Here is a 23,412-nt window from a genome sequence, read left to right as displayed (position 1 = left end):
AGACAGTGCTTAAGTACGGCAAGTTTACACAACAACGCCAGAAGGTTTTGGGTAGCGACGGTCAGCATTTGATACACGTCACCAGCATAAACGTATGCACCACCTCAACCAAATCGGTCCAGTGCGCCATCACCGCATCGATATCTTTGTAGGCGACCGGAATTTCATCCACCACCCCACCGTTTTACGGCACTCTACCCCTGCTGCCTGGTAACGCAGAGTCAAACTGGTCAAATGCCGCTTGGTTTCGCTACAACTCATACGCCGCCCTGCCCCATGCGAGCAGGAACAGAAGGATTCTGGATTACCCAGACTACGCACGATAAAGCTCTTTGCCCCCATTAAGCCCGGGATGATGCCCCGCTGGCCCTCATAAGCAGAGATAGCGCCTTTGCGCGTAATCTACTGTTTTCCTGGCTTCTTTACTACGGAGATCGTAAATAGGTTCTTACAGCTGGGGACATGCCTTGTACTTTTGGTTAATGCAATAAAATCAGTTATCTACTTTATTGTTATTGAATTGCCACTTCTTCTCTATTTCTGTCAGCCTAGCTTCAAATTCACTTGGGTCTGGCCAACCATCTTGTAAGGCGAAGGATCTGATCTGCTCAATAGCCAAGTTTTTAGCATATTCACGGTATTCTCTTTGCTGCTCAGGCCTCGTCATGTGTGGCCCATAACGTTTATCCATTGATACAGGGGTGAGGATTTGTGTAATGAGAGGATTAGCACCTGCGGCTTTAGGGGTAAATATTATGGTCTCGACGTTATTTTCAATCTTTGTTTCCTCACCGCCATCCAATCCTATTTCTTTAGCAACCAACCCAATCTCTTCCCAAGCTTTGTTTGGAGTCTTCATCCCTGTTCCAACATATGACTTGCCAATTCTATCTTTGACGTCGCTATAAATTGAAGCGTAGATCGCGTTATAATATTGCTTTATGATATTTTCATTGTTACGTATTTCATCTAGCTCTTTTTTTACTTTATCCGCTTCTTTATCCAGTGCCTTTTTTATACCCGCAGGATTTGTATGAATACGGGCAACAGGAATACGCAATGGTCCATTACGTTCTATTTTCGGCGGCGATAATTTATCACATTGAATAGAATTGAAAAAATGGCAAAATTTCTCGCCAATTTTCTCAATAAGTTTTGCCGTAAACAACCTATTTTTAATATCTACTCCGCTCTTCTCTGCCACTTCTACGGAATCTGAAGCTGCCGATTTCATTTCTGAGAAATTCAAGCCCCACCTTGAATTGTTTAATTCTGGCTTTGGTAAATTTACAGTCAACTTATCTACAATTATTTGCGGTTTATTTAATTCTTGCGATTGGGCTATTCCAATATTGCTTGGGATTGGAGAGCGAGAAGTTGGTCCCATATAGGTCATATCACTGACTCCTTATAGTCGTTGTGCAGTTATTGCTATTTATTCAATCGAATTAGAAACTCTTCAGCATGTTGCCTTAATGACGCCAACTCAAGTCTGTCTGTTTGCCCGTAACATAGTAAAATTACCGCATCAAGTGCATCTCTTGTAGCATCAACTTCATCTAGTGCATACAAACACTCTGCAATTCGGTAAATTATGCCGGGTTCGTTAGCCTTCATTGCAGCTGCATAACCATAGAAATTCAAAGCATTGGTAACTTCACCCTGTTGATGTAATGCACTAGCAAAGGCGAAATGAAACCGGTAATCCATGGGTTGGTGCAACACAAGAAAACCAAAGTCAGATATTGCTTGATCGATATTGTCTGCACACCATGCGGTATAACCACGATGGTAAATAACTTCGAGGGCATCAGCGCCTATACCAGCAATTGATGCTAAGGTCTGTTGGCCACTAAGAACTGCCAAACAGGCTTGCGAAATAGTATCCGTATTGACAAAACTGCCCATTGGAACCCTTTCCAGGTGAGAGCGCTGAATATACGCCAAGCGGAAAGAGGGAACTTTCGGAAAAATGCTAATTTGTCAATTTCTGGCATGACCGAGATGTCATTTTAAGGCCATAGAATGTTTCACCTGCTGGAGAGCCACCTGGAAACTTCTGTACGTTGTCACCAGTACATAGGGAGACTGAACGCCTAACCTCTATTCGATCCCACCGTGCACTCGGCCATGCTGGCATGCCAACCGGTTTGGCGCATCAAAGTAGGCTAGCACCGGTCGGCTACGTATACGCCACTGCCAAAATACGCACTGGGAATACGGCTGTGCTTGCATAGCAGCACAAAAGCTGATTATGCTAACTCGCAATTTTTATCGCAGCTGGCCCGAATTACTCGGACATCGGTTGGCAGTCCCAATGCTGCCGCAGCATCCATTCACACCCTCGCCTTAAGGCCTTACCTGAAATGAACACACTCGCTTAATCGCCCTGAATGGGCAACCCAGCCGTATTTGCCCCTCATTCGAAGTGAGTATGTTCATGCCTATGATTCAGCTACAGGGCCTTGGCCTTGTTTTTCCCCATAAGACCTGCTTTTCCGGATTCAGCACCGCTATCGAGTGGGGCCAACGCATTGCCATTGTCGGCGCCAACGGCAATGGCAAGTCGTCGCTGCTAAAAATTCTGGTCGGCAGTTTGGCACCTAGCGAAGGCACCGTCTGCAAAACCCCCGGCCTTGGCATCGGTTATGTTGCCCAGGTACTGGATAGCACCAATACACTGAGTGGTGGCCAACGCGTCAACCAAGCCCTGAGCCAGGCATTGGCGCAAGCATCGGATCTGTTGCTGCTGGACGAACCGACCAATCATCTGGATGCGGACAACCGCCGTTCCCTCTCCCGCATGCTGCAAGGCTTTTATGGCAGCATTATGCTGGTGACACACGATGAAGCCTTAATGGATCAGGTATGCGACAGCATCTGGCACATCGGCGAAGGACGTATCGACGTTTTTTCCGGCCGCTATACCGACTACCTGGCAGAGCAGGCGTTGCAACGCGATGCATTGGGAAAACAACTGGCTGCACTCAAGCGTGCCCAGCAAGATACCCATGATGCATTGATGCAGGAGCAGGAACGCGCCAGCCATGCACGCCAGCGTGGCGCCAAAAGTATTCGTGAACGCAAATGGCCTACGGTGAAATCCCCCACCAAGCTCGGGCGGGGCAGCACTACAGCAGGTAACAAGCAAGTTGAAATCAAGGCGCAGCAGCGCGATCTGATGGGACAACTTGAACAGCTACGCCCCATCGGTATCATTGTGCCTCGCTTTCATCTGTCTGCCGCCGCGAAGTCTCGGCAAGGCGTGCTGCAGATCACAAATGGGGCGGTGGGATACGATCGGCCGATACTCCAGCCTATCCATATGCGTCTGGCACATGGCGAACCCTTGGCGCTACAGGGGAGGAATGGCAGCGGAAAATCCACATTGGCGCGCGCGATTCAGGGCGACCCCGGCCTAATTCGCAGTGGTACTTGGATAACCCCGCCCACCAGCGATATCGGTTATCTGGACCAGCATTACGCCAACCTCGCCCCTAATCACACAGTGCTGCAAGCCCTGATGAACGTGGTGCCAGACTGGCCCATGCAGACACTGCGCCGCCACCTTAGTGACTTCCTGTTTCGCCAAGACGAAGCGGTACAGAACCAGGTTTGTACACTTTCTGGTGGGGAAAAAGCGCGTCTGTCGCTGGCGTGCATTGCCGCCAAGACCCCGCAACTGCTGATTCTGGACGAGCTCACAAATAATCTGGATACCACGATGCGACGTCACATGATAGAGATTCTGCGCAACTATCCCGGCGCATTGCTCGTGATTTCTCATGACGAAGATTTTTTGCAGCAGATCGGCGTTACGCAGTGTTACCCACTACCAAGCCGGCCACCAGATGATCTATCCATACCCGCAACTTGGCCGGCAGCAAGCGATTGGACAGATATAGCAACCAGAGAATAGTCGGTAAGCGATCATGGTTGCAGCATTTTAGACCACCATCCCGCATCGCCAATCGCCCCTCCCAGCAACCAATAGCCGCCCCGATACCAAATTCGCATGGATTTTTCTAGATATACCGATGAAAACAATCAGCGGTGGTGCCTGACGTCAGCAGAATGCGGATTGGCATGCCGTGCGCATCTACTGCCAGATGTAGCTTGCTATTGAGCCTCCTTTTGTCACACCCATCGCCTGATTGCCGCCACACGCTCCGGCCGCGTCGGGATGAACCTTGATGTGGGAAGCATCAATCATCAGCCATTCAACGTCCGGGTCGGTTATCAACTGTTCGAGCAACTTCCCCCAAACTCCCTTGTCACGCCATCGACAAAAGCGTCGATGCGTGTTTTTCCAGCCTCCCAGATCGGGTGGAAGATCTCGCCATGGCGCGCCGGTACGCAAAATCCAGAAGACGGCATTGATAAACAATCGGTTATTGTTTTCCCCCCTGCCCCAGTCACCTCGCCGCCCCGGCAGGTGGGGCTCCAGCAAGAGCCAGTGTGAATCGGAAATGTCGTGGCGACGATGCGCCGGCGAGGTAATAGATTCAAGCGTCATTGCTGAATTTTAAGGCCAGGGAAATCTTGTGACGACACCCTCTAAGATTTGCAGCGCATCACAACAAAAACGGCCGGAAACTCCCGGCCGTTTTATATTGCTGGCTTGCTTAAGCAGTACGACGTTCCAACATATGCACGTTGTCCCCGTCGATTGCGATCTTGCGCGGCTTCAACGCCTCGGGCACTTCGCGCACCAACTGGATATTTAATAGCCCATTATCCAACGAAGCACCTGCTACCTTGACGTGTTCGGCTAACCTGAACCGGTGTTCGAAGTCACGGCTGGCAATGCCCCGGTGCAAATAAGTGGATTTGGCCTCGCTACGCTGCTTGCGGCCGATAACCTTCAATACATCATTTTCCGCTTCAATCTCCAACTCCGAACGCTCGAAGCCGGCAACCGCCATTGAGATCCGGTATTCATCCTCACCCAGCAACTCAATGTTATATGGCGGGTAGCTTGGCTGCGCATCATTGCGCAAAGCTTCGTCGAACAGGTGCGCCAAGTGATCGTAGCCAATGGCGGAACGGTACAAGGGAGAAAAGTCGTAACTACGCATGGTGAATATCCTTTAAGAATCAAGCGATAAAGTGGTTTTGTGGGCCTCTCTTGAGCACCCACATTGGCTAGATATGAATGACTCGTTTGGTTTTCAAGCCCCCGAACAAATATCTTCAAACAACACGCTCCTCATCACGCCCCTACATAACCCCAGCCCCGCCCTGGCTCACTACCGCGCGGATTTGCAATCCCATTCTTCCCACATCCAATAAACCATGACTGCGCGAAACACTTCAATTTTAGGTGTATTGCTGCTTGCAATATCTAAATGATAAGCATTATCATTACAAGTATGAACTCACGCACCCTCTCCATCAGCAGACCTGCTGAGCCGCGCACCAAACCAAGAATGGAAGTGCTCGCACTATTGCAGGGACATCAGGAAATTGAAATTGCCCACCGTGGGGAGGTGTATCGATTACAACTGACACGGAATGGCAAGTTGATCCTGACCAAATAACCCATGCCAAGCCTTACCTTTTTAACCATATGAGCTCGCTTTCAATTTGAAGCACAACACCGTGAGTGGTGTGCGTACAAGTTTGCAGCACCTTTTCCATGACGATGTAGCCAGCCAACCGGTGCCCGCCACTGGCCAGCCAGCAATTTGAGAGTCCCCGCCGCATCAAGGCGGCGGGGCTTTTTTTGGATGCAGAATACATGACTGGCAACACACGCTTCATTCGCCTTACCCCGCTCGCCGCAGCATTGGCCCTTTTGCCTGCATTGGCCGACACCCCGCTGGCACGTACTTCAGCCGAAGCACTGCCTGGTGTTTCGATTACCGCCACACGCCTCCCTAAGGATGCCGATTTCGTAGCCCCCAATGTGGCTGTACTGTCACCCGATGGCGACGACGCGGGCCGCGTGCATGACATCCAAAGCCTGTTCGTGGACGAACCCGGTGTATCGGTCGGGCGCGACCCGGCAAGACGTGGCAATGCCGGCGTGAGTATTCGCGGCATAGAAGGCAACCGGGTTCAGATGACCATTGACGGCATTAACCTGCCCCAGGTCTACATGGGGGGCGGCGCTGCTTTGTCGGGCCGCGACATGGTTGAATTGGACAATTTGAGCGCCGTGGAGGTCATTAAAGGCCCCTATTCTGGCTTGTACGGGGCGGATGCTTTGGGGGGCGTGGTCGCATATCGCAGCCTGGATATTGATGACCTGCTTGCCAAAGATGCCACACAGGGTGGACGGGTCCGACTCGGATACACCGGCGTCGATAAGAGTAAGAAGGCAGGTGCTGCCGCGGGTATGCGTAGTGGCGCCGTCAGCGTCTTGTTCAGCTATACCCGCCGCCAGGGCGAAAATAACAAAAGCATGGGCGAAGACAAATCCGCCACCAGCACACGTACCGCAGCCAATCCACTTGACTGGCATAGCGACGCTATCCTCGCCAAGTTGGGTTGGGAATTGGCCAAGGGCCACAAGCTGGGCTTTGCCCAAGACAGTTTCCGGCGCAAGGGCGATGGCGACTATCTGAGCAGTCGTACCGGCCCATTGCTGGCGCAAACCAGTACCGATAACGTAAAGCGCGATCGCAGCAGCGTCAGTTACGATTTCAGCGACACCGGCAACGGCTTGATTGGCGTACATCTCGGTGTGTACCGACAAACCGGCAAGAGCTTGGAAGACACGTTGGAACAACGCGCTGGCAATGTGCTTCGTACCAATAATTCCAGCTTCGAGCAAACCGCCTGGGGGCTCGATGGCCAGATCACCCAACGTTACGATCAAGGCAATATGATCCACACCTTGGTGTGGGGCGGTGATTTCAACCGTACCGAAACCAGCCGGCCACGGATGCGCACCCAGATCAACGCCAATGGCAGCGTCAGCACCACCGTCGCCGGTGAAGTGTTCCCACAGAAAACTTTCCCCGACAACGACAACGATAGGTTGGGCTTGTTTGTGCAAGATGAAATCGCGTTCGCCTCCGGGCTCAGCATCACCCCTTCGCTACGCTACGATCGCTACAGCCTCAAACCCAAGGCCGATGCGTTGTACGCGAATGCCAATCCGAATCCAGACAACGTACGCAAGTCATCTGACTCGGCCGTGTCGCCGCGGATGATGTTCAGCCTACCGTTTAACGAACATTGGACAGGCTTCGCACAGTTTGGCACTGGTTTTCGCACACCCAATTTCGATGATGGCGTACTGGTATTCGTCAATTCAGCGTTTGGATATGAAGTCCGGCCTAACCCCGGCCTGAAGGCGGAAACCAGCCGCAGCGCAGAATTCGGCGCCCGCTACCGCGCCACCAATACTGAATTCGCCATTACCGCATACCAGAATCGTTACAAGAATTTCATTGCATCGACCCTGGTTTCTTCGGTGGATACCAATGGTAATGGTGTCGCCAATGAATACCAGGCGCAGAACATCGGTCGCGTTCGCGTCCAAGGGCTGGAAATCAAGTCTGCCTGGCGCATGCATCCAAATCTGAAGCTACGCGGCACACTGGCCTATGCCAAAGCGGACGACCTCACCAGAAACCAAGCCTATGACGGCGTTGATCCACTTAATGGTTTGGTCGCCTTGGACTTCGATACCGAACAGTGGGGCAGCAGCCTGACCTTACGCGCAGCCAAGTCCAAATCCCGCACAAGCGCCAGTACCCTGTTCAAAGCTCCGGGCTACGGGGTATTCGACCTGTCCGGCAGGATGCAATTGAGCCGTCAAGCCAGCTTACAGGCCGGTATTTACAACCTGGCCGACAAGAAATATTGGCTGTGGAGCGACGTCAAAGGCCAAGTCGCCAGCAGCAATGTGCTGGACCGTTATACCCAGTCTGGCCGCACAGTAGCCGCCAATTTCGAGTACCGCTTCTGAACTACATAGTGCAGCTAACGAAGGCGCAGGGCGCATGCCTTGCCAAAAAAAGAGCAACAGGAAGAGGCCCGTAGAGCGGCCTTTGGCAAGGGGCAGTGCCGCCCGGGAAGCCGGTACTGCCCTGAGCCATAACCCAATTATTTGCGCGCCTCTCATAGGGGCGCATGTTCTGGTTCTACATTACAGATAAGGGATGAACCGATGAATGCAAGCACGCTATGGCAGAGCTATCTACACCTGAAGGCTGGCGAACCGAAGATCCGCGCACGGGATGCGGCTGCCCGGCTCGGCGTTAGCGAAGCAGAACTGGTCGCCGCCGATCCGCAATCCATTACCTTATTCCCCAAGTGGGCTGACATCCTGGGCGAGCTGGAAAAGTTGGGCTCAGTCATGACGCTGACCCGCAACGAAGCCGCCGTCCACGAGAAAACCGGTGTTTACGCCAACGTCCGCATCCAGGGCGAAATGGGCTTGGCGCTGAATCCGGAAATCGACCTGCGTTTTTTCCTGCACAGCTGGCGTTACGGTTTCGCCGTCAAGGGCGAACGGTTCTCCATCCAGTTTTTCGATCGTCACGGCGACGCGGTGCACAAGATATTCCTGACACCGCAGTCCGACACGGCCGCCTATGACGAGTTGCTTACCCATTACGCCAGCAGCCACGCCCATGTCGAAGTGGACAGCCCGCGCGAGCGGCAGGACGAGCAACCCGATGCCGCCATCGACCAGACCGCATTCCGCCAAGGCTGGCTGAATTTGCAGGACACGCACGACTTCTTTCCCTTGCTGCGCAAATACAGCGCAAGCCGCCCCCAAGCCTTGCGCCTTGCACCGCACGGTTTTGTGCGTGAAGTGGAACTGGATTCGGTCGAACTGTTACTTACTCAAGCTGCGCGTACCCAACTCTCTATCATGGTGTTTGCCGGTAACCAAGGTTGCTTGCAAATCCACACCGGCCCGGTCCAAAAGATTGTGTCTATCGGCCCCTGGCTGAATGTGCTTGACCCTGGCTTCAACCTGCATTTGCGTACCGACCTGTTCGCCAAAGCCTTTGTGGTGCGTAAGCCGACCCGCGATGGCGAAGTCACCTCGCTGGAATGCTACGACGCAGCAGGTGAACTGATTGTGCAGTTCTTTGGCGAACGCAAACCCGGCAAGCCGGAACTCGCCGCTTGGACTGCGTTGGCCTATAGCCTGCCCGACCGGGAGATGGCCCATGCTGCATAGACATGTTGGCAGTGCATTGCTATTAAGCTTGCTGATCAGTACCCCTGCCCTGACGGCTGAACGGATAGTAGTACTCACCGCAGATGTCGCCGAAATCCTGGTAGCCTTGGGCAAGGCGGATGAAGTAGTGGGGCGCGATCGCTCCGCCAAGCTGCCCGCTTTGGCCAAGGCCAGTGATATCGGCCTATCGCGCTCACTCAGCGCCGAACCTATTCTGCGCCTCAAACCCAGCTTGGTGATCGGTAGTCGCATGGCGCTGCCCACGGGCATCTGGGGCCAACTCAATGGCTTCGGCTTGCGCGCCGTCCAGGTCAGCAACCGTGAAGATGGGGCCGACTACGCCGATACCATCCGCAATGTAGGCAATCTGGTGGGGGCATCCGCCGCCGCCAACAAGCTGGCTGTTGATTGGAATAACGCGATGCAACCCGCCAGTCCGATGGGTAAGCGGGTCCTGATCAGCTATGAAGGCAAGACGTTTGCCGGCCGGGACACACCGGGTGACACCCTGATCCGGGCTGCCGGTGCCATCAATGCCGCAGATGGCGTGGTGGGCTACAAGCCGCTTGATGCCGAAGCCATCGCCAAGCTGGCGCCGGATGTGATCCTGGTAGCAGAACACAACAAGGCTGTTTATGGCGGGATCGATCAACTGAAAAACCGCGCCGATATCGCCAGCACACCCGCCGGGAAAAACGGCAAGGTGTTTGAAATCCCCGCGCATGAGTTTTTCAGCGTCAACCTGGGTAGTCCTGCAGCCGTCAAGAAACTCAAGGGCATGAGTTAAATCGCACTGCCTGACCCGGTACCGACAAGTGCTTCACCACGCTGACTGTATTACCCCCACTCATGACTATCACCCAAGTGCTGGAACTCAAGTCCTTTCTACCCGCACGCAACTTTGATGCTTCGCGCCGCTTTTATTGCGATCTGGGTTTTAGCGAGCACTTACACAGCGCGACCTTGGCTGAGATGCGCCTGGGCAACGTCGCATTTTTGTTGCAATACATCTATCAGGTGCAATGGGCCAAGCACTGCGTCATGCACTTGCTGGTAGCGGATGCCGACACCTGGTGGCAGCACATCACAACCAGCGCGTTGCTGGAACGCCATGCTGATTGCAGCGCGATTCCCTCTGAGAACATACCATGGGGTCTGCGGCAACTTGTACTGATCCGACCCCGCAGGCGTGCTCTGGCAAATCGGCCACCGCCTGCTTTAGCCTCCCAAAGCCACCATGTCTACTGTTCGCGCGTTTTGGTTACGACGACCCGCTCCTTTCTCTATCAGTCTGGCGCTTTGCCAAGGACTTGCACTGCCCTTTTTATTGATCGGCGGCGCCTGCGGCCTCGTGCTGTTTGCACTTGGCTTTCAAGGCGATGGCTGGCAATGGCCGGATTGGCGCGACCCGTTGATTCATGCCTTGCGGCTGCCGCGGGTGCTTTCCGCACTCCTGGTGGGCGGTGCACTCGCTGCATCCGGTGCGGCACTGCAAGCCTTGTTTCGCAACCCCTTGGCCGACCCGACGCTGATCGGCACCTCCAGCGGTGCTGCGCTCGCCGTGGTCGCCGTCATGGCACTGGGCATTGGCAGCATCGGCTTGCCGGTGGCGGCTTTTGCCGGCGCATTGCTCACCACATGGTTGCTGCTGGGGCTTGCCCGGCTGGTAGGCGGAGGAGAAATCAGTCTGTTGTTGATCGGCCTGCTGCTAGGCAGTCTGGCTGGGGCAGGTACGGGCATATTGTTGTTTTTGTCCGATGAACTGACCCTGCGCAGCGCCATGGTATGGCTGTCGGGTCAGCTCGGGTCTACCAGCGGCGCACCGCTACTGTGGGCCACGCCCATTGCCTTACTGGGCATCGCCATTCTCATCGCATTGGGCCGCGACCTCGATTGCCTGCTGTTGGGCGAAGACGATGCACGCAGCCTGGGCGTACCGGTGGAACGCGTGCGCATTGCATGCGCCATCGGTGCAGCACTGGCCGTCGGGGCGGCTGTATCGGTGGGGGGCATCATCGGCTTTGTCGGCATGATGGTGCCAAATGCCTGTGCGCTCTTACTGGGTGGTGGGCGACGCAAACTCATTGTCGTTTCAACAGTAGTCGGCGCACTCTTCCTGCTTGGCATGGACACCCTGGCGCGGGGCGTGGCTTACCCCGTCAATCTACCGGTAGGCTTGCTGGCAGGTTTTATCGGCCCCGTATTCTTCCTCTGGTTGTTTCGCCTGCGTAGCAGAAGGGCTGTATGAACGCACCACACTCTCTCCTGCTACCTGCCTTTCAACTCCGGCAACTTGGCTTTCAAGCAGGTAAGCGCAACCTGCTGGCGCAGATCAACACAGAGCTGCCTCGTGGCCAATTTACGGCGATTGTCGGGCCCAACGGGGCAGGAAAAAGCACGCTGCTGAAACTGCTGGGGGGTCTGCTTACCGGCCATCAAGGGCAGATCCTGCTCGATGGTATCCCCTTGAGCACCCTTCCCCTGGACGAGCGCGCCCGCAAACTGGGGTGGCAGGGACAATTTCCACCAAATGAACTGCCATTGAATCTGGCCGACTATGTCTTGCTGGGCCGTCGCCCGAATCTAGGCAGCTTTGGCCGTGCAAGCAGTGTTGATCTCGCCCGGGTAATGGACGCGCTGAAAAGCGTCGAATTGCAAGACCGCCACACCAGTCCCTGGCGTAACCTGTCGGGTGGGGAAAGACAACGGGCCGGTCTGGCGCGTCTCCTGACCCAGGATGCGCCGATATGGCTACTCGACGAACCCATCAATCACCTCGACCTGAAACACCAGGCCCTGCTATTCCGCCGTCTACGGAGCGAGGTCGCCAAGGGCCGCACCATCATCGCGGTACTGCACGATCTTACCCAGGCAGCCCGGTGGGCTGATCATGTGCTGCTGCTGGGCGATGGCCAACTATTGGCGCAAGGTGAACCGACACGCTGCCTCGAACCCGCATCACTTAGCCAAGCGTACCAATGGCCGGTGAGACTCTGGCAGAACCAGGAGGGACATTGGCAGGTCGCAGTGGGCGAGGCCGCCTGAATACGCCAAAACCAACAGCGACATAGCCCTTATGCAAGACCGTTGCGCGGCAGTGGGCAAGTGCAACCAAAGCGCTTATAGTTGCGGTTTCGTTTTCTACGTCACCGCAAGCGCAGGAGATTTATCTTGGCTCAAACGCCGATCGAACCGGGGCCCATTACGCCGGCTCAACCCACTCCGAAGAAACCTGGGGTGGTCGGCAATCTGTTGATGAACATCATCATCCCCACGGTCATCATGACCCAGCTGAACGCCGAAAACCGGCTTGGGCCCGTGTGGAGCATGCTGGTTGCATTGGCTTTCCCATTGGGATATGGCCTGCACCAATACTGGCAGACACGTAAAGCCAACATGATTTCCATCCTGGGCCTTATTTCCATCACCCTCACTGGTGGCATGGCGTTGTTAAAATTACCGCCGCAATACATCGCTATCAAGGAAGCCGCCATTCCTAGCATCCTGGGGCTTGCCACTGTGATTTCGATGTATACCCCCTACCCCTTCGTGCGGACAATTCTGTTCAACGATGACATTTTGCAAATCGACAAGATCAACGCTGCCTTGAAAACCCTGGGCAACGAAGCTGCCTTTGCGCGTACGCTCAACACCAGCTCCTGGCTCATTGCCTCGTCGTTTGTGTTGTCGGCCATCCTCAACTATGTCCTGGCCAAGTGGATTGTCGTCAGCCAGCCGGGCACACCCGAATTCACCGCCGAACTGGGCCGCATGACTCTGCTTAGCTACCCCGTCATCGTCCTGCCCAGCACCGTCATCTTGGCCGGCTCGTTGTTCTATCTGATCAGCAACGTAGAAAAACTGACCCAGCTGAAGATGGAAGACATCATGATCGGCTCGAACTAAGTCAATTGAATCCGGACCGACCAGCAAGGACCGCCATGTACTACGCCATTACCGGCCATGATGCCCCCAACTCCTTGGCAAGCCGCCTGGAAAACCGCCCGGCTCATCTGGCGCGGTTGCAGGCGTTGCAAACCGAAGGCAGGCTGCTACTGGCGGGGCCTTTTCCCGCTATCGATGCCAGTGACCCGGGACCTGCCGGTTTCTCGGGCAGCCTCATCGTGGCGGAGTTTACCGATCTGCCTGCTGCGCAAGCCTGGGCGAATGCGGACCCGTATAAACTCGCGGGCGTCTATGCACAGGTCGATGTACGTCCGTTCAAGAAGGTGTTGCCCACATGAACATTCCCGAGCAAATCCGTGCGAAACTTGCCGTCCTGGAACCATCGGTACTTGATTTACGCGACGACAGCGCCAAACATGTGGGTCATGCTGGTGCAGCGACCGGTGGCGGGCACTATTGTCTACAAATCGTGTCCGAACGATTTGTTGGCCTAAACTCGGTGGCACGCCACCGTTTGGTTTACGAAATATTGGGTGAGATGATGCGTCATGAAATTCACGCGCTAGCCATCGAAGCCCGAACTCCAGGCGAAGCAAACAGCTGAACCTCTCTTAACTTGCAAACAATTGCAAAACTAGCCATCAAGACCTAGAAGGACGTATTCGATGCAAACCAAGATTCGCTTCGCCCCAGCACTCATCGCTGCCCTCGTGGCCGGTGCCGTATTTGCTGCTGACAAGCCGGTGGCTACGGTCAACGGCGTGGCCATTCCACAAGCCCAGATGGACTTCATCCTTAAGCAGCTCGCCGAGCGCGGTGCCAAGGATAGTCCTGACCTGCGTTCCAAGATCCGCGACGATCTGATCACCAAAGAAGTCATCGCCCAAGAAGCCGTCAAGCAAGGCCTGGACAAAAACACCGATGTCCAAAACGAAATGGCCATGGCGCGCCAGAATGTCTTGCTCAAGACCTTCGTACAAGGCTATCAGAAGACCGCCGTTATTCCGGAAGCCGACCTAAAGGCCGAGTATGACAAGCTGAAGACCCAAGCTGCCGCCAGCAAGGAATACAGTGTTCGCCACATCCTGGTGAAGACTGAGGCAGAAGCCAAGGCCATCATCGCCGACCTGAAGAAGGGCAAGAAGTTTGCCGACCTCGCCAAGGCCAAGTCGCAAGACCCAGGCAGCAAGGACAATGGCGGCCTGTACGACAAGGTGCAGGAAGGCCAGTTCGTACCAGAGTTCGACAAGGCCATGCGTGCCTTGGCCAAGGGCCAGGTCACCCAAGAGCCTGTGAAGACCCAATACGGCTACCATGTCATCAAGCTTGAAGACACGCGCGCCGCCCAAGGCCCAAGCTTTGACGAAGTAAAGAGTAATATCCAGCAACAGATGCAAGGTCAAGCCCTGGACAAGATGATTGCTGATCTGCGTGCCAAGGCCAAGGTAGAGTAAGCCACCGCTTTTCTCTCTTGCTAGACTAAACAAAGGGCCGTAAGGCCCTTTGTCACGAGGAGTCGGGAAATGGAAATGAAGAAAGTTGAAGCAATCATCAAGCCGTTCAAACTTGATGAAGTACGCGAGGCGCTGGCAGAAGTGGGTGTAACCGGCCTGACGGTGACCGAAGTAAAAGGCTTTGGCCGCCAGAAAGGGCATACCGAACTATATCGGGGTGCTGAATATGTAGTGGACTTCCTACCCAAGGTGAAAATCGAGATCGTCATCACGGCTGACAAGGTCGACCTAGCCATCGACGCCATCGTCAAAACCGCACGTACCGGCAAAATTGGCGACGGAAAGATTTTCGTCACGGGCGTAGAACAGGTAGTACGCATTCGTACCGGTGAAACTGGCGCAGATGCTGTCTAAATCCAAACCTGCCTAACCGTAGCGCTCGTCGCCCCAAAGGTGTCTGCCGTGAAGGCAGACGCCTTATCCAATCCATCGCTACCCGATCCCACAAGTTGGCTACGCGCCATTGGCTGCGATGCTAAGCATTTGACATATCCAAAATCACTTCATTTTGTTTTAGAAAAAAAGCTAAAACTATCGGAAATCGTCTATCTGTTTTGCAAAAGCATAGTAAATATTTCACAATTGCATACGCAGCTAGCAGTACACACTACCTATTTTCCAATAGGCAACATTCAAAGCTCGTTTATTTAATAAACATTCAAGTTTATGTGGGGCTAAGAAACTTGCCCATTTCAGGAAGGAGATTTTATCATGTCCGAATTGATACTTGAGGGAAGCCGTGCCTCTCGCTCCATCAGCATGGAGGAAATAAATTCAATTGCCGCCGCCAAAACAGAAAAGGACGTTGAGAGTTTATGGGGCCGTATTGCTGATTGGTTTTTTGGCACTCATAAAGAAGAAGCAAAGAAAATGCTCTTTCGATTGCTGAACCCATCTATCAGCGATAAAGAATGCGTAAATGCTTTTAATAAGCTAAAGGAATTGGTTTCAGAACCTTATAAAGACCGGTTCATCGAGCGCAATAGCAATATCACGAAAGAAGGTCGCTTCACCGCCGAGATTTCGCTACAGGTACAGGGCACTGAAGTATTCTCACGTTCATTGGACGTGGAAGGCCAGGATTTCCTGCTGGGCGACGAACAGATTAAATCTCAAATCAGTAATGCACTGGAAGCCAGAATTAAAGAAGACCAGGCAAACTGCATTCATACGAACGAACCCAAAGATCCGTTCAAGCAATTCAAGAAAGACATCAATAGAATGTCTTACCAGATAATAAATGGTGGCGTTGTCGAGTATAGTACCGCTGCCCCGGGCCTTGAGGGTGTAAGCACAGAGCAACGCAATAATGATATGTCACGATTATTGCAGTTTGCCCAAGAAAGTGGACTAACAGACAACCAGAACAAAACCTTGGAGGTTGTTTTAACTCAAACCGGTATTATTGAAGGGAAAAACGCCCTTGCTACCTACCGCCCCGACCTGGCTTTTGTAGGTAACCCGGATGTTTCCGGGATATCACTCTCCATAAACGGGGATGGGGCTTTAAGTGTTGAGTGGGAAATGTCCCAAAATCATACTATAGACAGTTTCAATATCTACAAGAATATGCTGGACTCCAAAGCGCAACAACCCAATCTTTCCTTTCAGGTTTCCATTCTGGTAGATATTGATGGCAAGATAAGCTGCGAGAAGGCTTGTGCCGTGGGTAATCCTTTAATTCACTAAGCAAAATCCATGTGAATTCCAAATAGCGCAGACAATACTTTTCACTTCGAAGTACCGCTCTAATTGGGCGGTATTTCATTTTTGGTGTTGCTTTTCACGCAGCGCATCATTTGCGGCTTATTTTCCATGCCCACGGGCTTGTATAGTCCTCTGCTTCTTCGGCCACGGCCGAAAAACCCGAGGAAGAATCATGAAGTGGCTACACGTTTTCTCCTTGCTTTCTTTGCTGGCGCTACCGGTGCTGGCAGCCAAGGCGCCCTTACCCATGCGGCTGCCCGATGTGGCTACACCACTAGCTTATCAAGTGTCGCTTAAAGTCGACCCGAACGAGACCCGTCATACTGGCGAGGTTGTGATTGATCTGGATATCAAGCGTTCTACCCCAAGCCTGAGGCTGAACGCTACCGGCCTTTTGGTTAAGTCAGCGCTGTTGCAAATCAATGGCCAGCAATATCAAGCCCGCTCCAAAGTGCTGGATGATGAATTACTGGATCTGAATTTCAGTACCCCAGTGCCGACTGGACGCGGTCAGTTGAAAATCAACTTCTCGGGCCAGATCCAGGATCGTGACGTCGCCGGCCTGTTCCGCCAAAAAGAAGGCGGCGACTGGTATGCATTCACCCAATTCGAAGCCACCAGCGCCCGCATGGCCTTTCCCTGCTTTGACGAGCCGGGCTGGAAGGTGCCTTGGACGCTGGCGCTAACCATACCCGAGGCCCTAGTTGCCGTTGCCAACACGCCTGTCGAACATGAAACCCCTGCCAGTCCCGGTTGGAAGCGTGTGCAGTTTCAAACAACCAAGCCGCTGCCAAGCTATCTGGTAGCGTTTGGCATTGGGCCTTTCGATATCGTCGATGGCGGCAAGGTGGGTAAGACACAGTTACGCTATATCACACCACGGGGCAGAGCTGCCGATGCCCGCTTCGCCGCCAGTATCACCCCGACCATTGTGCGAAAGCTCGAAGCCTACTTCGGCATGCCCTACCCGTACGAGAAACTCGACAGCTTGGTATTGCCGCTCACCGTGGGCTTCAGCGCCATGGAAAACGCGGGGTTGATCACCTATACAACCAGGCTGATTCTCGCCAAACCAGACGAAGAGACCGGCACCTTCAAGCGCGACTATGTGGCGGTTGCCGCCCACGAGCTGTCGCATCAATGGTTTGGCAATTACGTGACCATGGCTTGGTGGGATGATTTGTGGCTCAATGAGTCCTTCGCCTCGTGGATGGGCGACAAAATCACGGATCAAGTCATGCCAGAATGGCATTGGAATACCAGCACGCAGTCCTCGCGCGCCAATGCCATGCATATTGATCGCCTGCACTCCACGCGACGCATTCACCAGCCCGTATTGGTCACCCAAGACCTTGGCAGTGCTTTTGACGGTATTACCTACGATAAGGGCCAGACCGTACTTGCCATGTTCGAAACCTGGCTCGGACCTGATCAATTCCAGGCGGGCGTACATCGTTATATGACGCGACATGCCTGGGGTAATGCCACAGGCACCGACTTCATCAATGCACTCAGCAACGGCAATGCTGAACTGGCGGCCTCGTTTCAACGCTTTACCGAGCAACCTGGCATTCCCCGCATCGCTGTACAGCTCGATTGCAGCAGCTCGCCGCAGTTGAAGCTAAGCCAATCCCGCTTTGTGCCGCAAGGCTCACAAGCCAACCCGGCACAGCATTGGCATGTACCCGTCACCGTGCGTACCCCCGCTGGCACCACCCGACTATTGCTGAAGGACACCACTGGCGAGTTGCCCCTGCCCGACCAGCAATGCCCTGCCTGGGTCGAAGCGAATGTGGATGGGGCCGGGTACTACCGACTGGTCTATGCACCGGGTGAACTGCTGAAGCTCATGCGTACAGCCGACCTGAATGTCAACGAGATCATGACGCACCTCGACGACGCCGCCGCGCTCACAGAGTCGGGCGATCTGCCGCTGTCCGACGCATTATCGCTGGCCGAACAGTACGCCAAGCATCCACGCCGCGAAGTCGCCGAGGTCGCGCGCGATATCCTGCTCAAAGCCAAGCCCTTGGTTGGCTCAGCCCAACAAGCCAGCTATGCCGCGCTGTGGCAGCGAGCCTTTGGCGTACGTGCACGTCAGCTCGGCTTCGCCAGCAAACCAGAGGACTCTGACGAAGACCAGATGCTACGCGCCAGCATCGTAGACAAGGTGGCCGACCTGGGCCATGACCCTGCGCTGCGAGAAGAGGCAAGCAAGTTGACTCATGCCTGGTTGAAAGACAGGACGGTGCTTGACCCCACCAATCGCCGGGCCGTATTACGTACCGCGGCACTCAATGGTGACAAAGCGCTTTTCGACGCGATGACCGCGATTACTCTGACGACCAGCAACCGCAAGGAACGGGATGACCTCTATATCGCATTAGGCAGCTTCCAGGCCCCCACACTCGCCGAGGCAGCCCGCAAGCTTATGCTCGATAGCCGCCATGACATCCGCGAAGCCAAGCGGCTGTTACGTAGCCAGAACGAAGATGAACACTTACGTGAAGGCGCGCTGCGATTTGTACAGCGAGAATTCAAACCACTGAGCAAACGCATGGCCAAAGATGCCCCGGGTGGCTTCCCCCGTGACTTGAACGGCTTTTGCAGCCCTGACAAAGCAACGGAACTGGAACGCTTCTTCGGTCCGATTGCACAACGTTACGACGGGGGCGAAGCGGCACTGACGCAAACGCTGGAATCCATCCGGCTCTGCGCCATCTACCGCGACAGCAACCGCGATAAGCTGGGCATTCTCCTGGCCAAGCAATAAGCACAGAACACCGGGCCGCGCCATGCAGGGCGGCCCGATCGCAGAAAACGCCGCCCCCACTGCCGTTTTCGCCGTGCCTCATCCTGGCTCGCGAGACTTTGAACAGGTTCTTAGAAAAACCATTCAACTCGGCAATAAACCACCGCCGTCAAACGACAATTCAACACCATATATAAATACCTTGTTGCTATGCCTGTGGCTAGGCTTAGTCGCCTGCGGTGGAGGAGGCAGCGATAGTGAGGCGGGCAGTACCGCACCACCCCCGCCCGTCGCCCCGCCAAAACCAACACAACCGGTTAGCCCCCCCCTTCGTCCCCATTAACTATCAGTACGATTGCACCACTACAGGCTGCAGTAGGTGATCGCATCACCATCGAAGGTAGTGGCTTGCAGGCTGTCAGTCGCGCTTTGCTTGGCGGGGTAGAAGTAAAGTTTTCTGTGGTTTCCAATACCCAACTCACCATTGAGGTACCGGAAAATGTCCAGTCCGGTGCAGTACAACTACAAGCCAGCGGGACAATCGTCCAGTCATTGCAGCAGGTCTTGGTGACCGGGGTGCCGACCTTCACCCGACTAGAACCCAGCACTGCCAAAGCGGGCGTACCGATAACCATCCATGGGGATAGCCTCGACCGGGTCAAAGAAGTACGGCTCAATGGAAAGCCTGTGGCTGTGCTACGCAGCGAAAGCAACGAGAAACAAATCGTTTTCCACGTGGCCGACACCGACCGGTCAGGCATGTTAACCCTGCACTACGGTACGGGCGCCGTATTAACCGTAACGGTGCCTTTGACGGTGGACGTCCTCTCTACCGTAACCGGCATCCGGCCGGTAGAAGGCCTGACAGGCAGTTCGGTTGAAATCGAAGGTACCAACCTCGATGAGATCAAGGAGGTGGTGTTTAGCACGGGCAGCACTTCATCAGCAGTCAGCCCGGAAAAGATCAGTGCCACCCGCCTACGTGTCATCGTACCGGCAGATGCCACGACAGGCCGTATCAAGCTGACCCGGGCAAATAACAGTAAGCAACTCGTGGCAGGCACCTTTACCGTAACGCCACAAATTGCCGTCAAAGACATGCAGCCACAAGCTACCGAGACGGGCCATCCTATTGTGGTCACCGGGAGTAACCTGGACGAATGGCAGGCGCAATGTTCAGACAAATCGTCCCTAATCATAGGGCTGCAGATGGCGGGATTGTAGGGTGTGTCCACACTATTGCGAGAGGGCACAAGTTCGCGGTTTACAGCCGTATCCTCTCGAACAGCGCCCGGTGTCAGCTTAGTAGTTTCGACATCAGGTATTCATCTCGCCATGCGTCACCAACCTTGATGGACCGCCGTTTCAGCCCTTCAACCATAAAGCCGGCTTTCAGATACAGCTGAAGTGCGGCCAGGTTTTCGTGCATCACCGTCAGTTCGAACCGGTGGATATCCCTCGCCAGGGCAATGCGTTCACATTCCGCCATCAGCCGGCGACCTATGCCTTGCCCCCATCGCTCACGCATCACCCCCACAACGAGGGACATGGCGTGCCGGTTACGCTGAACGCCACCACACGTGCCCACCATGAAACCGACGATCACCTGATCGGATTCGGCGACCAGATAGATATTTCTCTCAGCACGGAGAAACTGTTCCAGTAACCGTGTCTGACTCTCCAAGTTGAGATTGCGCTCCTCGGGCTCCAGCAGCATAAAGTTGGTTTCACTATCGAGTCGCTGAAACAACGCCAGCAGATTCTGTGCATCGGTGGGCTCGACAGACCGGATGATGACATTATTTTCCATGATGGATGCCTAGAGGGTTTTCAGACGCGGGCCTATTTGATGATAGCCAGAGACAATGAACGGGTCAGTGAGCGCTAGTTGGGAATGGGGCGCCACGACAGCTTTCGCCATCCCTGGCCTTGCGTCGTTATGGCATAAGTGGCAAAACCGAAATTGGACAGCCCAGGACGGCTTAAGGCCACGCTACGAAAGTGGGTCTCTGCAGGCGTGTGCTTTCTGTACGTCCCAATGGCTAAGGTGGGCATGGCGCTACAATAAATGGCAATACCTTTACCTCCAAGATCGGCAGACCACTCCTTGGCCCAGCGCCGGCCTGCCGCGGTCAACATTTCCTGAACCACATCCTGATCTGCCAAGTGCCCTTCTTCCGGGTTTTGCAGTAGCCATTCCAAAAAATGCAGGTGCAGCGCCCAGTTCATCGACAGACTTTGCGCTTCTGCATAATCAAGGAAAGGATCCAATATGCGGCCTGAATCTTCGCCTACCTTTTCTTGCAGCAAGGGGGTCAGATCAAAGATGGTGTGCCACAATCCACGGAGCGACAGGATGGCAAGCGAACGTTGGGCACTGGGCTGAGGGAGCTGCTTTGCATACGTTGCGGACAGATAATATTCCATGACGACGCCTAATGTATAAGCGCAGTCAGGCGCTTGATCTCGGCAGTCCAGGTGGTATCCGAGATATTGGCATCGCGTTCCAGCACCATCGTGCTGTCCGGTGGTGCATACGTCAGAATCTCTTGGGCAAATGCCAGTGATTCCTGCGACAGATCGACATCATGCGAGTCGATGGCCAACGCGGGTTCGGTATTGGAATATCGATAACCTGCAATATGAAAATGCGCCGTAGCGGAGGCTTGTAATACAGTATGCCAATCGGCCAGTGGGTCTGAGGCATTCACATTTGCCACCACGGCATTGGAAATGTCGAACAAAATACCGCAGCCCGTGCCATGCATCAGATCAGAAAAGAAAGCAGGTTGGCTGATACCAGAGCGCGGCAGGCTGGAGGGATAATTCTCGAAATAAACCTTACTGCCCAGCAAGTCTTGCCACATCTTCACCCGCTCATGAATTAGCACATGCTGACTGTCGTAATCCAGTTCTGCGAGCAATGGCAAATTGCGCCCCGCATGGGTAAAACAAGCCAAATGATCGGATATATAAATCGGATTGAGCGCCGCATCTAAATGCCGAATAATTTCCGCAAGTGCTTCCAATTCGGCGGGGCTGCGTTCAATAATGCGGGATTGCATAATATGGAAAGCTACTGGCATCTCACCGATTGCATCGACAATACTCTCTATCTCCATACTTACGATATTATCGATCAATATTTCACAAAAATGAGTATGACCCTGATCAAATAAAGTCCGACCAATTTCCATGGAACTGGCAGAGGTCCAGTTTGTGCCAACCTTCATATACTAAATAACCTGTTCGATATATTGATTAAAATCTTCCAGGGCAAGGCAAATCTTGTCTTGTTCTTCCGGAAAGCTTTCCTCTTGCGTAAATGTCAGGCGTAATCCCCGCTTTAACATGGCGTCTTCAAGCCAGGGTTCAAAATGTAAAGCTACCTGTTCAAGCGTATGGCCAGGCTTAAGTCGATAGGTCATTTGGCGCATCAGGATTTTCCTGAGAAAACCCTTGGCATAAGCACCTGGGTCCAAGTCTGGCGATACTCTGGACTGCGTAGCCGATGCAGCAACTTTTAGCTGCAGCTGATTAAAATCCGCATAATACTCAGCTACCTGATTCATCCAGGCGGGGTCGGTATGCTCGATGTTTATGATCACCTGCCCTTGCAACAGGTCGCTTTCCAAACAAATATCCAGCAGTGCCCAGACATCGGGGCTTACTGGCTGGGAGTGGCCATCATGGCGCACACCGTTTGCACCAAGAATCACACCGGAAATATGTATCTCGCGCGCATGGTGCCAAGGGACCATGCCAAGGACCAATACGGGCGAGATGCCGGCATTCGATGCTTCGATATAAATGTGGCTCAGGTCCACGATTAGGCCAGCCCCGGTATGATCGCAAAGCCGAGTCACACTTTGCCAAGTCTGGATGATTTCTTTGGCTGAATGACTGTAGAAATTGGCATTCTCTATCCAAACAGGTAAGCCTGTTTCGCTGGAGATGTTTTCCAGGAAGTACGTAGCACGCCGTTCAGCGAAGTTGTCAAACTGATAATGCGAAGAGAATCCAAATGGGCCGATGCCCTCACTCCGGCTACCTGTCAGGTGCACACCAATTGAGCGCATTGATGCAGCTACCGCTCGCGATTTATCGCCCACTGCCTCAAGTTTGCGGCGTACATGCCGGATGAAATGCTGCTGATTTGTTTTGTCTTCAGTAATGGGGCTTCTGGCCAAATGCAGTGATAGATCAAGGCCGTGACGTTGGTACGGGGCATCACACCAAAGAAAAAGCTCGCGAAAACCAAGCTCCATGAATTGAACGCTATCGGGCATTGCCAATCCAGACCGAAAATGGGCAAATGCAGGGCACCAGCCTGCACCGATAATATAGGATTTCATAACTGATACCTGAGGATCATATATATTGGC

Annotated in this window: 25 protein-coding genes and 1 pseudogene; 15 read left to right on the top strand and 11 right to left on the bottom strand. The window is 53.8% G+C overall.

The genetic code is table 11. The annotated features are described in order from the left end of the window. Positions 1 to 61: 61 nt before the first annotated feature. The 4 genes from CSQ89_RS23670 to CSQ89_RS05905 form a co-directional block, all read right to left on the bottom strand. Positions 62 to 172 (bottom strand): RtcB family protein, encoded by a 111-nt coding sequence (locus tag CSQ89_RS23670; RefSeq protein WP_308418120.1) that lies wholly within the window; start codon positions 170 to 172, stop codon positions 62 to 64. Next, positions 130 to 342 (bottom strand): RtcB family protein, encoded by a 213-nt coding sequence (locus CSQ89_RS23665; protein WP_308418119.1) that lies wholly within the window; start codon positions 340 to 342, stop codon positions 130 to 132. The genes CSQ89_RS23670 and CSQ89_RS23665 overlap by 43 nt, the downstream gene beginning before the upstream one ends. Positions 343 to 493: 151 nt before the next feature. Beyond that, on the bottom strand, positions 494 to 1,396 hold the full coding sequence (locus CSQ89_RS05910; RefSeq protein WP_099405258.1) for a hypothetical protein: 903 nt from the start codon (positions 1,394 to 1,396) through the stop codon (positions 494 to 496). 35 nt (positions 1,397 to 1,431) lie between these two features. Beyond that, complete coding sequence (locus tag CSQ89_RS05905) at positions 1,432 to 1,908, bottom strand: tetratricopeptide repeat protein (protein WP_099405257.1); 477 nt, start codon at positions 1,906 to 1,908, stop codon at positions 1,432 to 1,434. Positions 1,909 to 2,440: 532 nt separating this feature from the next. Here CSQ89_RS05905 and CSQ89_RS05900 point away from each other — a divergent pair. After that, a complete protein-coding gene (locus tag CSQ89_RS05900; RefSeq protein WP_099405268.1) occupies positions 2,441 to 3,919 on the top strand; it encodes an ABC-F family ATP-binding cassette domain-containing protein in 1,479 nt (492 codons plus the stop codon). Positions 3,920 to 4,043: 124 nt separating this feature from the next. On the opposite strand, the pseudogene CSQ89_RS05895 reads toward CSQ89_RS05900, so the two are convergent. Together CSQ89_RS05895 and CSQ89_RS05890 are read right to left on the bottom strand one after the other, a co-directional pair. Further along, positions 4,044 to 4,516, bottom strand: a pseudogene (locus tag CSQ89_RS05895) (IS5 family transposase); the annotation flags it as partial. A 109-nt stretch (positions 4,517 to 4,625) separates the two neighbouring features. Beyond that, positions 4,626 to 5,078 (bottom strand): Hsp20 family protein, encoded by a 453-nt coding sequence (locus CSQ89_RS05890; RefSeq protein WP_099405256.1) that lies wholly within the window; start codon positions 5,076 to 5,078, stop codon positions 4,626 to 4,628. 294 nt (positions 5,079 to 5,372) lie between these two features. On the opposite strand from CSQ89_RS05890, the gene hemP reads away from it, so the two are divergent. The 4 genes from hemP (at position 5,373) to CSQ89_RS05865 (ending at position 9,935) form a co-directional block, all read left to right on the top strand. Continuing rightward, positions 5,373 to 5,540, top strand: coding sequence for a hemin uptake protein HemP (gene hemP, locus CSQ89_RS05885; protein WP_233202970.1), 168 nt, complete (start codon positions 5,373 to 5,375; stop codon positions 5,538 to 5,540). Between the two features lie 200 nt (positions 5,541 to 5,740). Then, positions 5,741 to 7,921 (top strand): TonB-dependent hemoglobin/transferrin/lactoferrin family receptor, encoded by a 2,181-nt coding sequence (locus tag CSQ89_RS05875; protein WP_099405253.1) that lies wholly within the window; start codon positions 5,741 to 5,743, stop codon positions 7,919 to 7,921. A gap of 201 nt (positions 7,922 to 8,122) precedes the next feature. Continuing rightward, complete coding sequence (locus CSQ89_RS05870; protein ID WP_099405252.1) at positions 8,123 to 9,148, top strand: hemin-degrading factor; 1,026 nt, start codon at positions 8,123 to 8,125, stop codon at positions 9,146 to 9,148. Continuing rightward, on the top strand, positions 9,138 to 9,935 hold the full coding sequence (locus tag CSQ89_RS05865; RefSeq protein WP_099405251.1) for a heme/hemin ABC transporter substrate-binding protein: 798 nt from the start codon (positions 9,138 to 9,140) through the stop codon (positions 9,933 to 9,935). Before CSQ89_RS05870 ends, CSQ89_RS05865 begins: the two co-directional genes overlap by 11 nt. 161 nt (positions 9,936 to 10,096) lie before the next feature. On the opposite strand, the gene CSQ89_RS22395 is transcribed toward CSQ89_RS05865, so the two are convergent. Beyond that, positions 10,097 to 10,261 carry a hypothetical protein gene (locus CSQ89_RS22395; protein ID WP_158228911.1) on the bottom strand — a complete coding sequence of 55 codons (165 nt, stop codon included), beginning with the start codon at positions 10,259 to 10,261 and terminating at the stop codon, positions 10,097 to 10,099. A gap of 124 nt (positions 10,262 to 10,385) precedes the next feature. Between CSQ89_RS22395 and CSQ89_RS05860 the strand changes: the two genes are divergently transcribed. From CSQ89_RS05860 to CSQ89_RS05815, 10 genes are all read left to right on the top strand, one after another. Then, positions 10,386 to 11,396 (top strand): FecCD family ABC transporter permease, encoded by a 1,011-nt coding sequence (locus CSQ89_RS05860; RefSeq protein WP_099405250.1) that lies wholly within the window; start codon positions 10,386 to 10,388, stop codon positions 11,394 to 11,396. Then, positions 11,393 to 12,193 (top strand): ABC transporter ATP-binding protein, encoded by an 801-nt coding sequence (locus tag CSQ89_RS05855; protein ID WP_099405249.1) that lies wholly within the window; start codon positions 11,393 to 11,395, stop codon positions 12,191 to 12,193. The genes CSQ89_RS05860 and CSQ89_RS05855 overlap by 4 nt, the downstream gene beginning before the upstream one ends. 126 nt (positions 12,194 to 12,319) lie before the next feature. Continuing rightward, positions 12,320 to 13,054 (top strand): VC0807 family protein, encoded by a 735-nt coding sequence (locus CSQ89_RS05850; protein ID WP_199065255.1) that lies wholly within the window; start codon positions 12,320 to 12,322, stop codon positions 13,052 to 13,054. A 35-nt stretch (positions 13,055 to 13,089) separates the two neighbouring features. Beyond that, positions 13,090 to 13,392, top strand: coding sequence for a YciI family protein (locus CSQ89_RS05845; protein WP_099405248.1), 303 nt, complete (start codon positions 13,090 to 13,092; stop codon positions 13,390 to 13,392). After that, complete coding sequence (locus CSQ89_RS05840) at positions 13,389 to 13,658, top strand: BolA family protein (protein ID WP_099405247.1); 270 nt, start codon at positions 13,389 to 13,391, stop codon at positions 13,656 to 13,658. The genes CSQ89_RS05845 and CSQ89_RS05840 overlap by 4 nt, the downstream gene beginning before the upstream one ends. A 61-nt stretch (positions 13,659 to 13,719) precedes the next feature. Further along, on the top strand, positions 13,720 to 14,508 hold the full coding sequence (locus CSQ89_RS05835) for a peptidylprolyl isomerase (RefSeq protein ID WP_099405246.1): 789 nt from the start codon (positions 13,720 to 13,722) through the stop codon (positions 14,506 to 14,508). Positions 14,509 to 14,583: 75 nt separating this feature from the next. Then, the gene (locus CSQ89_RS05830) at positions 14,584 to 14,922 is read left to right on the top strand and encodes a P-II family nitrogen regulator (RefSeq protein WP_099405266.1); all 339 of its coding nucleotides are present in this window, start codon (positions 14,584 to 14,586) and stop codon (positions 14,920 to 14,922) included. Between the two features lie 357 nt (positions 14,923 to 15,279). Continuing rightward, positions 15,280 to 16,257 carry a hypothetical protein gene (locus CSQ89_RS05825; protein ID WP_099405245.1) on the top strand — a complete coding sequence of 326 codons (978 nt, stop codon included), beginning with the start codon at positions 15,280 to 15,282 and terminating at the stop codon, positions 16,255 to 16,257. Positions 16,258 to 16,447: 190 nt separating this feature from the next. After that, positions 16,448 to 19,048: a M1 family metallopeptidase gene (locus CSQ89_RS05820; RefSeq protein WP_099405244.1), complete on the top strand. Its 2,601-nt coding sequence runs from the start codon at positions 16,448 to 16,450 to the stop codon at positions 19,046 to 19,048. 324 nt (positions 19,049 to 19,372) lie between these two features. Further along, positions 19,373 to 20,251, top strand: a complete 879-nt coding sequence (locus tag CSQ89_RS05815; RefSeq protein WP_099405243.1) for an IPT/TIG domain-containing protein — start codon at positions 19,373 to 19,375, stop codon at positions 20,249 to 20,251. Between the two features lie 73 nt (positions 20,252 to 20,324). Here CSQ89_RS05815 and CSQ89_RS05810 read toward each other — a convergent pair whose 3' ends face one another. The 4 genes from CSQ89_RS05810 to CSQ89_RS05795 all read right to left on the bottom strand — a co-directional run bounded on the left by CSQ89_RS05810 (position 20,325) and on the right by CSQ89_RS05795 (position 23,382). After that, positions 20,325 to 20,837, bottom strand: a complete 513-nt coding sequence (locus CSQ89_RS05810) for a GNAT family N-acetyltransferase (protein WP_099405242.1) — start codon at positions 20,835 to 20,837, stop codon at positions 20,325 to 20,327. A 74-nt stretch (positions 20,838 to 20,911) separates the two neighbouring features. Beyond that, on the bottom strand, positions 20,912 to 21,454 hold the full coding sequence (locus CSQ89_RS05805; protein ID WP_099405241.1) for a hypothetical protein: 543 nt from the start codon (positions 21,452 to 21,454) through the stop codon (positions 20,912 to 20,914). Between the two features lie 8 nt (positions 21,455 to 21,462). Then, positions 21,463 to 22,260, bottom strand: coding sequence for a multinuclear nonheme iron-dependent oxidase (locus tag CSQ89_RS05800; protein WP_099405240.1), 798 nt, complete (start codon positions 22,258 to 22,260; stop codon positions 21,463 to 21,465). 3 nt (positions 22,261 to 22,263) lie between these two features. After that, the gene (locus CSQ89_RS05795) at positions 22,264 to 23,382 is read right to left on the bottom strand and encodes a multinuclear nonheme iron-dependent oxidase (protein WP_099405239.1); all 1,119 of its coding nucleotides are present in this window, start codon (positions 23,380 to 23,382) and stop codon (positions 22,264 to 22,266) included. Between the last annotated feature and the right edge of the window lie 30 nt (positions 23,383 to 23,412).

Source organism: Chitinimonas sp. BJB300 (genome assembly GCF_002735695.1).
Classification (GTDB): domain Bacteria; phylum Pseudomonadota; class Gammaproteobacteria; order Burkholderiales; family Chitinimonadaceae; genus Chitinimonas.
Note: the sequence above shows the minus strand (reverse complement) of the source record. Positions and strands in the feature narration are given on the sequence as shown.

Bases quoted from the DNA above. Each gene is read 5' to 3' on its own strand.
- CSQ89_RS23665 (WP_308418119.1), bottom strand. From the start codon at position 342: ATGGGGGCAAAGAGCTTTATCGTGCGTAGTCTGGGTAATCCAGAATCC.
- CSQ89_RS05910 (WP_099405258.1), bottom strand. From the start codon at position 1,396: ATGACCTATATGGGACCAACTTCTCGCTCTCCAATCCCAAGCAATATT.
- CSQ89_RS05905 (WP_099405257.1), bottom strand. From the start codon at position 1,908: ATGGGCAGTTTTGTCAATACGGATACTATTTCGCAAGCCTGTTTGGCA.
- CSQ89_RS05900 (WP_099405268.1), top strand. From the start codon at position 2,441: ATGCCTATGATTCAGCTACAGGGCCTTGGCCTTGTTTTTCCCCATAAG.
- CSQ89_RS05890 (WP_099405256.1), bottom strand. From the start codon at position 5,078: ATGCGTAGTTACGACTTTTCTCCCTTGTACCGTTCCGCCATTGGCTAC.
- hemP (WP_233202970.1), top strand. From the start codon at position 5,373: ATGAACTCACGCACCCTCTCCATCAGCAGACCTGCTGAGCCGCGCACC.
- CSQ89_RS05875 (WP_099405253.1), top strand. From the start codon at position 5,741: ATGACTGGCAACACACGCTTCATTCGCCTTACCCCGCTCGCCGCAGCA.
- CSQ89_RS05870 (WP_099405252.1), top strand. From the start codon at position 8,123: ATGAATGCAAGCACGCTATGGCAGAGCTATCTACACCTGAAGGCTGGC.
- CSQ89_RS05865 (WP_099405251.1), top strand. From the start codon at position 9,138: ATGCTGCATAGACATGTTGGCAGTGCATTGCTATTAAGCTTGCTGATC.
- CSQ89_RS22395 (WP_158228911.1), bottom strand. From the start codon at position 10,261: ATGGCGTTCCAGCAACGCGCTGGTTGTGATGTGCTGCCACCAGGTGTC.
- CSQ89_RS05860 (WP_099405250.1), top strand. From the start codon at position 10,386: ATGTCTACTGTTCGCGCGTTTTGGTTACGACGACCCGCTCCTTTCTCT.
- CSQ89_RS05855 (WP_099405249.1), top strand. From the start codon at position 11,393: ATGAACGCACCACACTCTCTCCTGCTACCTGCCTTTCAACTCCGGCAA.
- CSQ89_RS05845 (WP_099405248.1), top strand. From the start codon at position 13,090: ATGTACTACGCCATTACCGGCCATGATGCCCCCAACTCCTTGGCAAGC.
- CSQ89_RS05840 (WP_099405247.1), top strand. From the start codon at position 13,389: ATGAACATTCCCGAGCAAATCCGTGCGAAACTTGCCGTCCTGGAACCA.
- CSQ89_RS05835 (WP_099405246.1), top strand. From the start codon at position 13,720: ATGCAAACCAAGATTCGCTTCGCCCCAGCACTCATCGCTGCCCTCGTG.
- CSQ89_RS05830 (WP_099405266.1), top strand. From the start codon at position 14,584: ATGAAGAAAGTTGAAGCAATCATCAAGCCGTTCAAACTTGATGAAGTA.
- CSQ89_RS05825 (WP_099405245.1), top strand. From the start codon at position 15,280: ATGTCCGAATTGATACTTGAGGGAAGCCGTGCCTCTCGCTCCATCAGC.
- CSQ89_RS05820 (WP_099405244.1), top strand. From the start codon at position 16,448: ATGAAGTGGCTACACGTTTTCTCCTTGCTTTCTTTGCTGGCGCTACCG.
- CSQ89_RS05810 (WP_099405242.1), bottom strand. From the start codon at position 20,837: ATGGAAAATAATGTCATCATCCGGTCTGTCGAGCCCACCGATGCACAG.
- CSQ89_RS05805 (WP_099405241.1), bottom strand. From the start codon at position 21,454: ATGGAATATTATCTGTCCGCAACGTATGCAAAGCAGCTCCCTCAGCCC.
- CSQ89_RS05800 (WP_099405240.1), bottom strand. From the start codon at position 22,260: ATGAAGGTTGGCACAAACTGGACCTCTGCCAGTTCCATGGAAATTGGT.
- CSQ89_RS05795 (WP_099405239.1), bottom strand. From the start codon at position 23,382: ATGAAATCCTATATTATCGGTGCAGGCTGGTGCCCTGCATTTGCCCAT.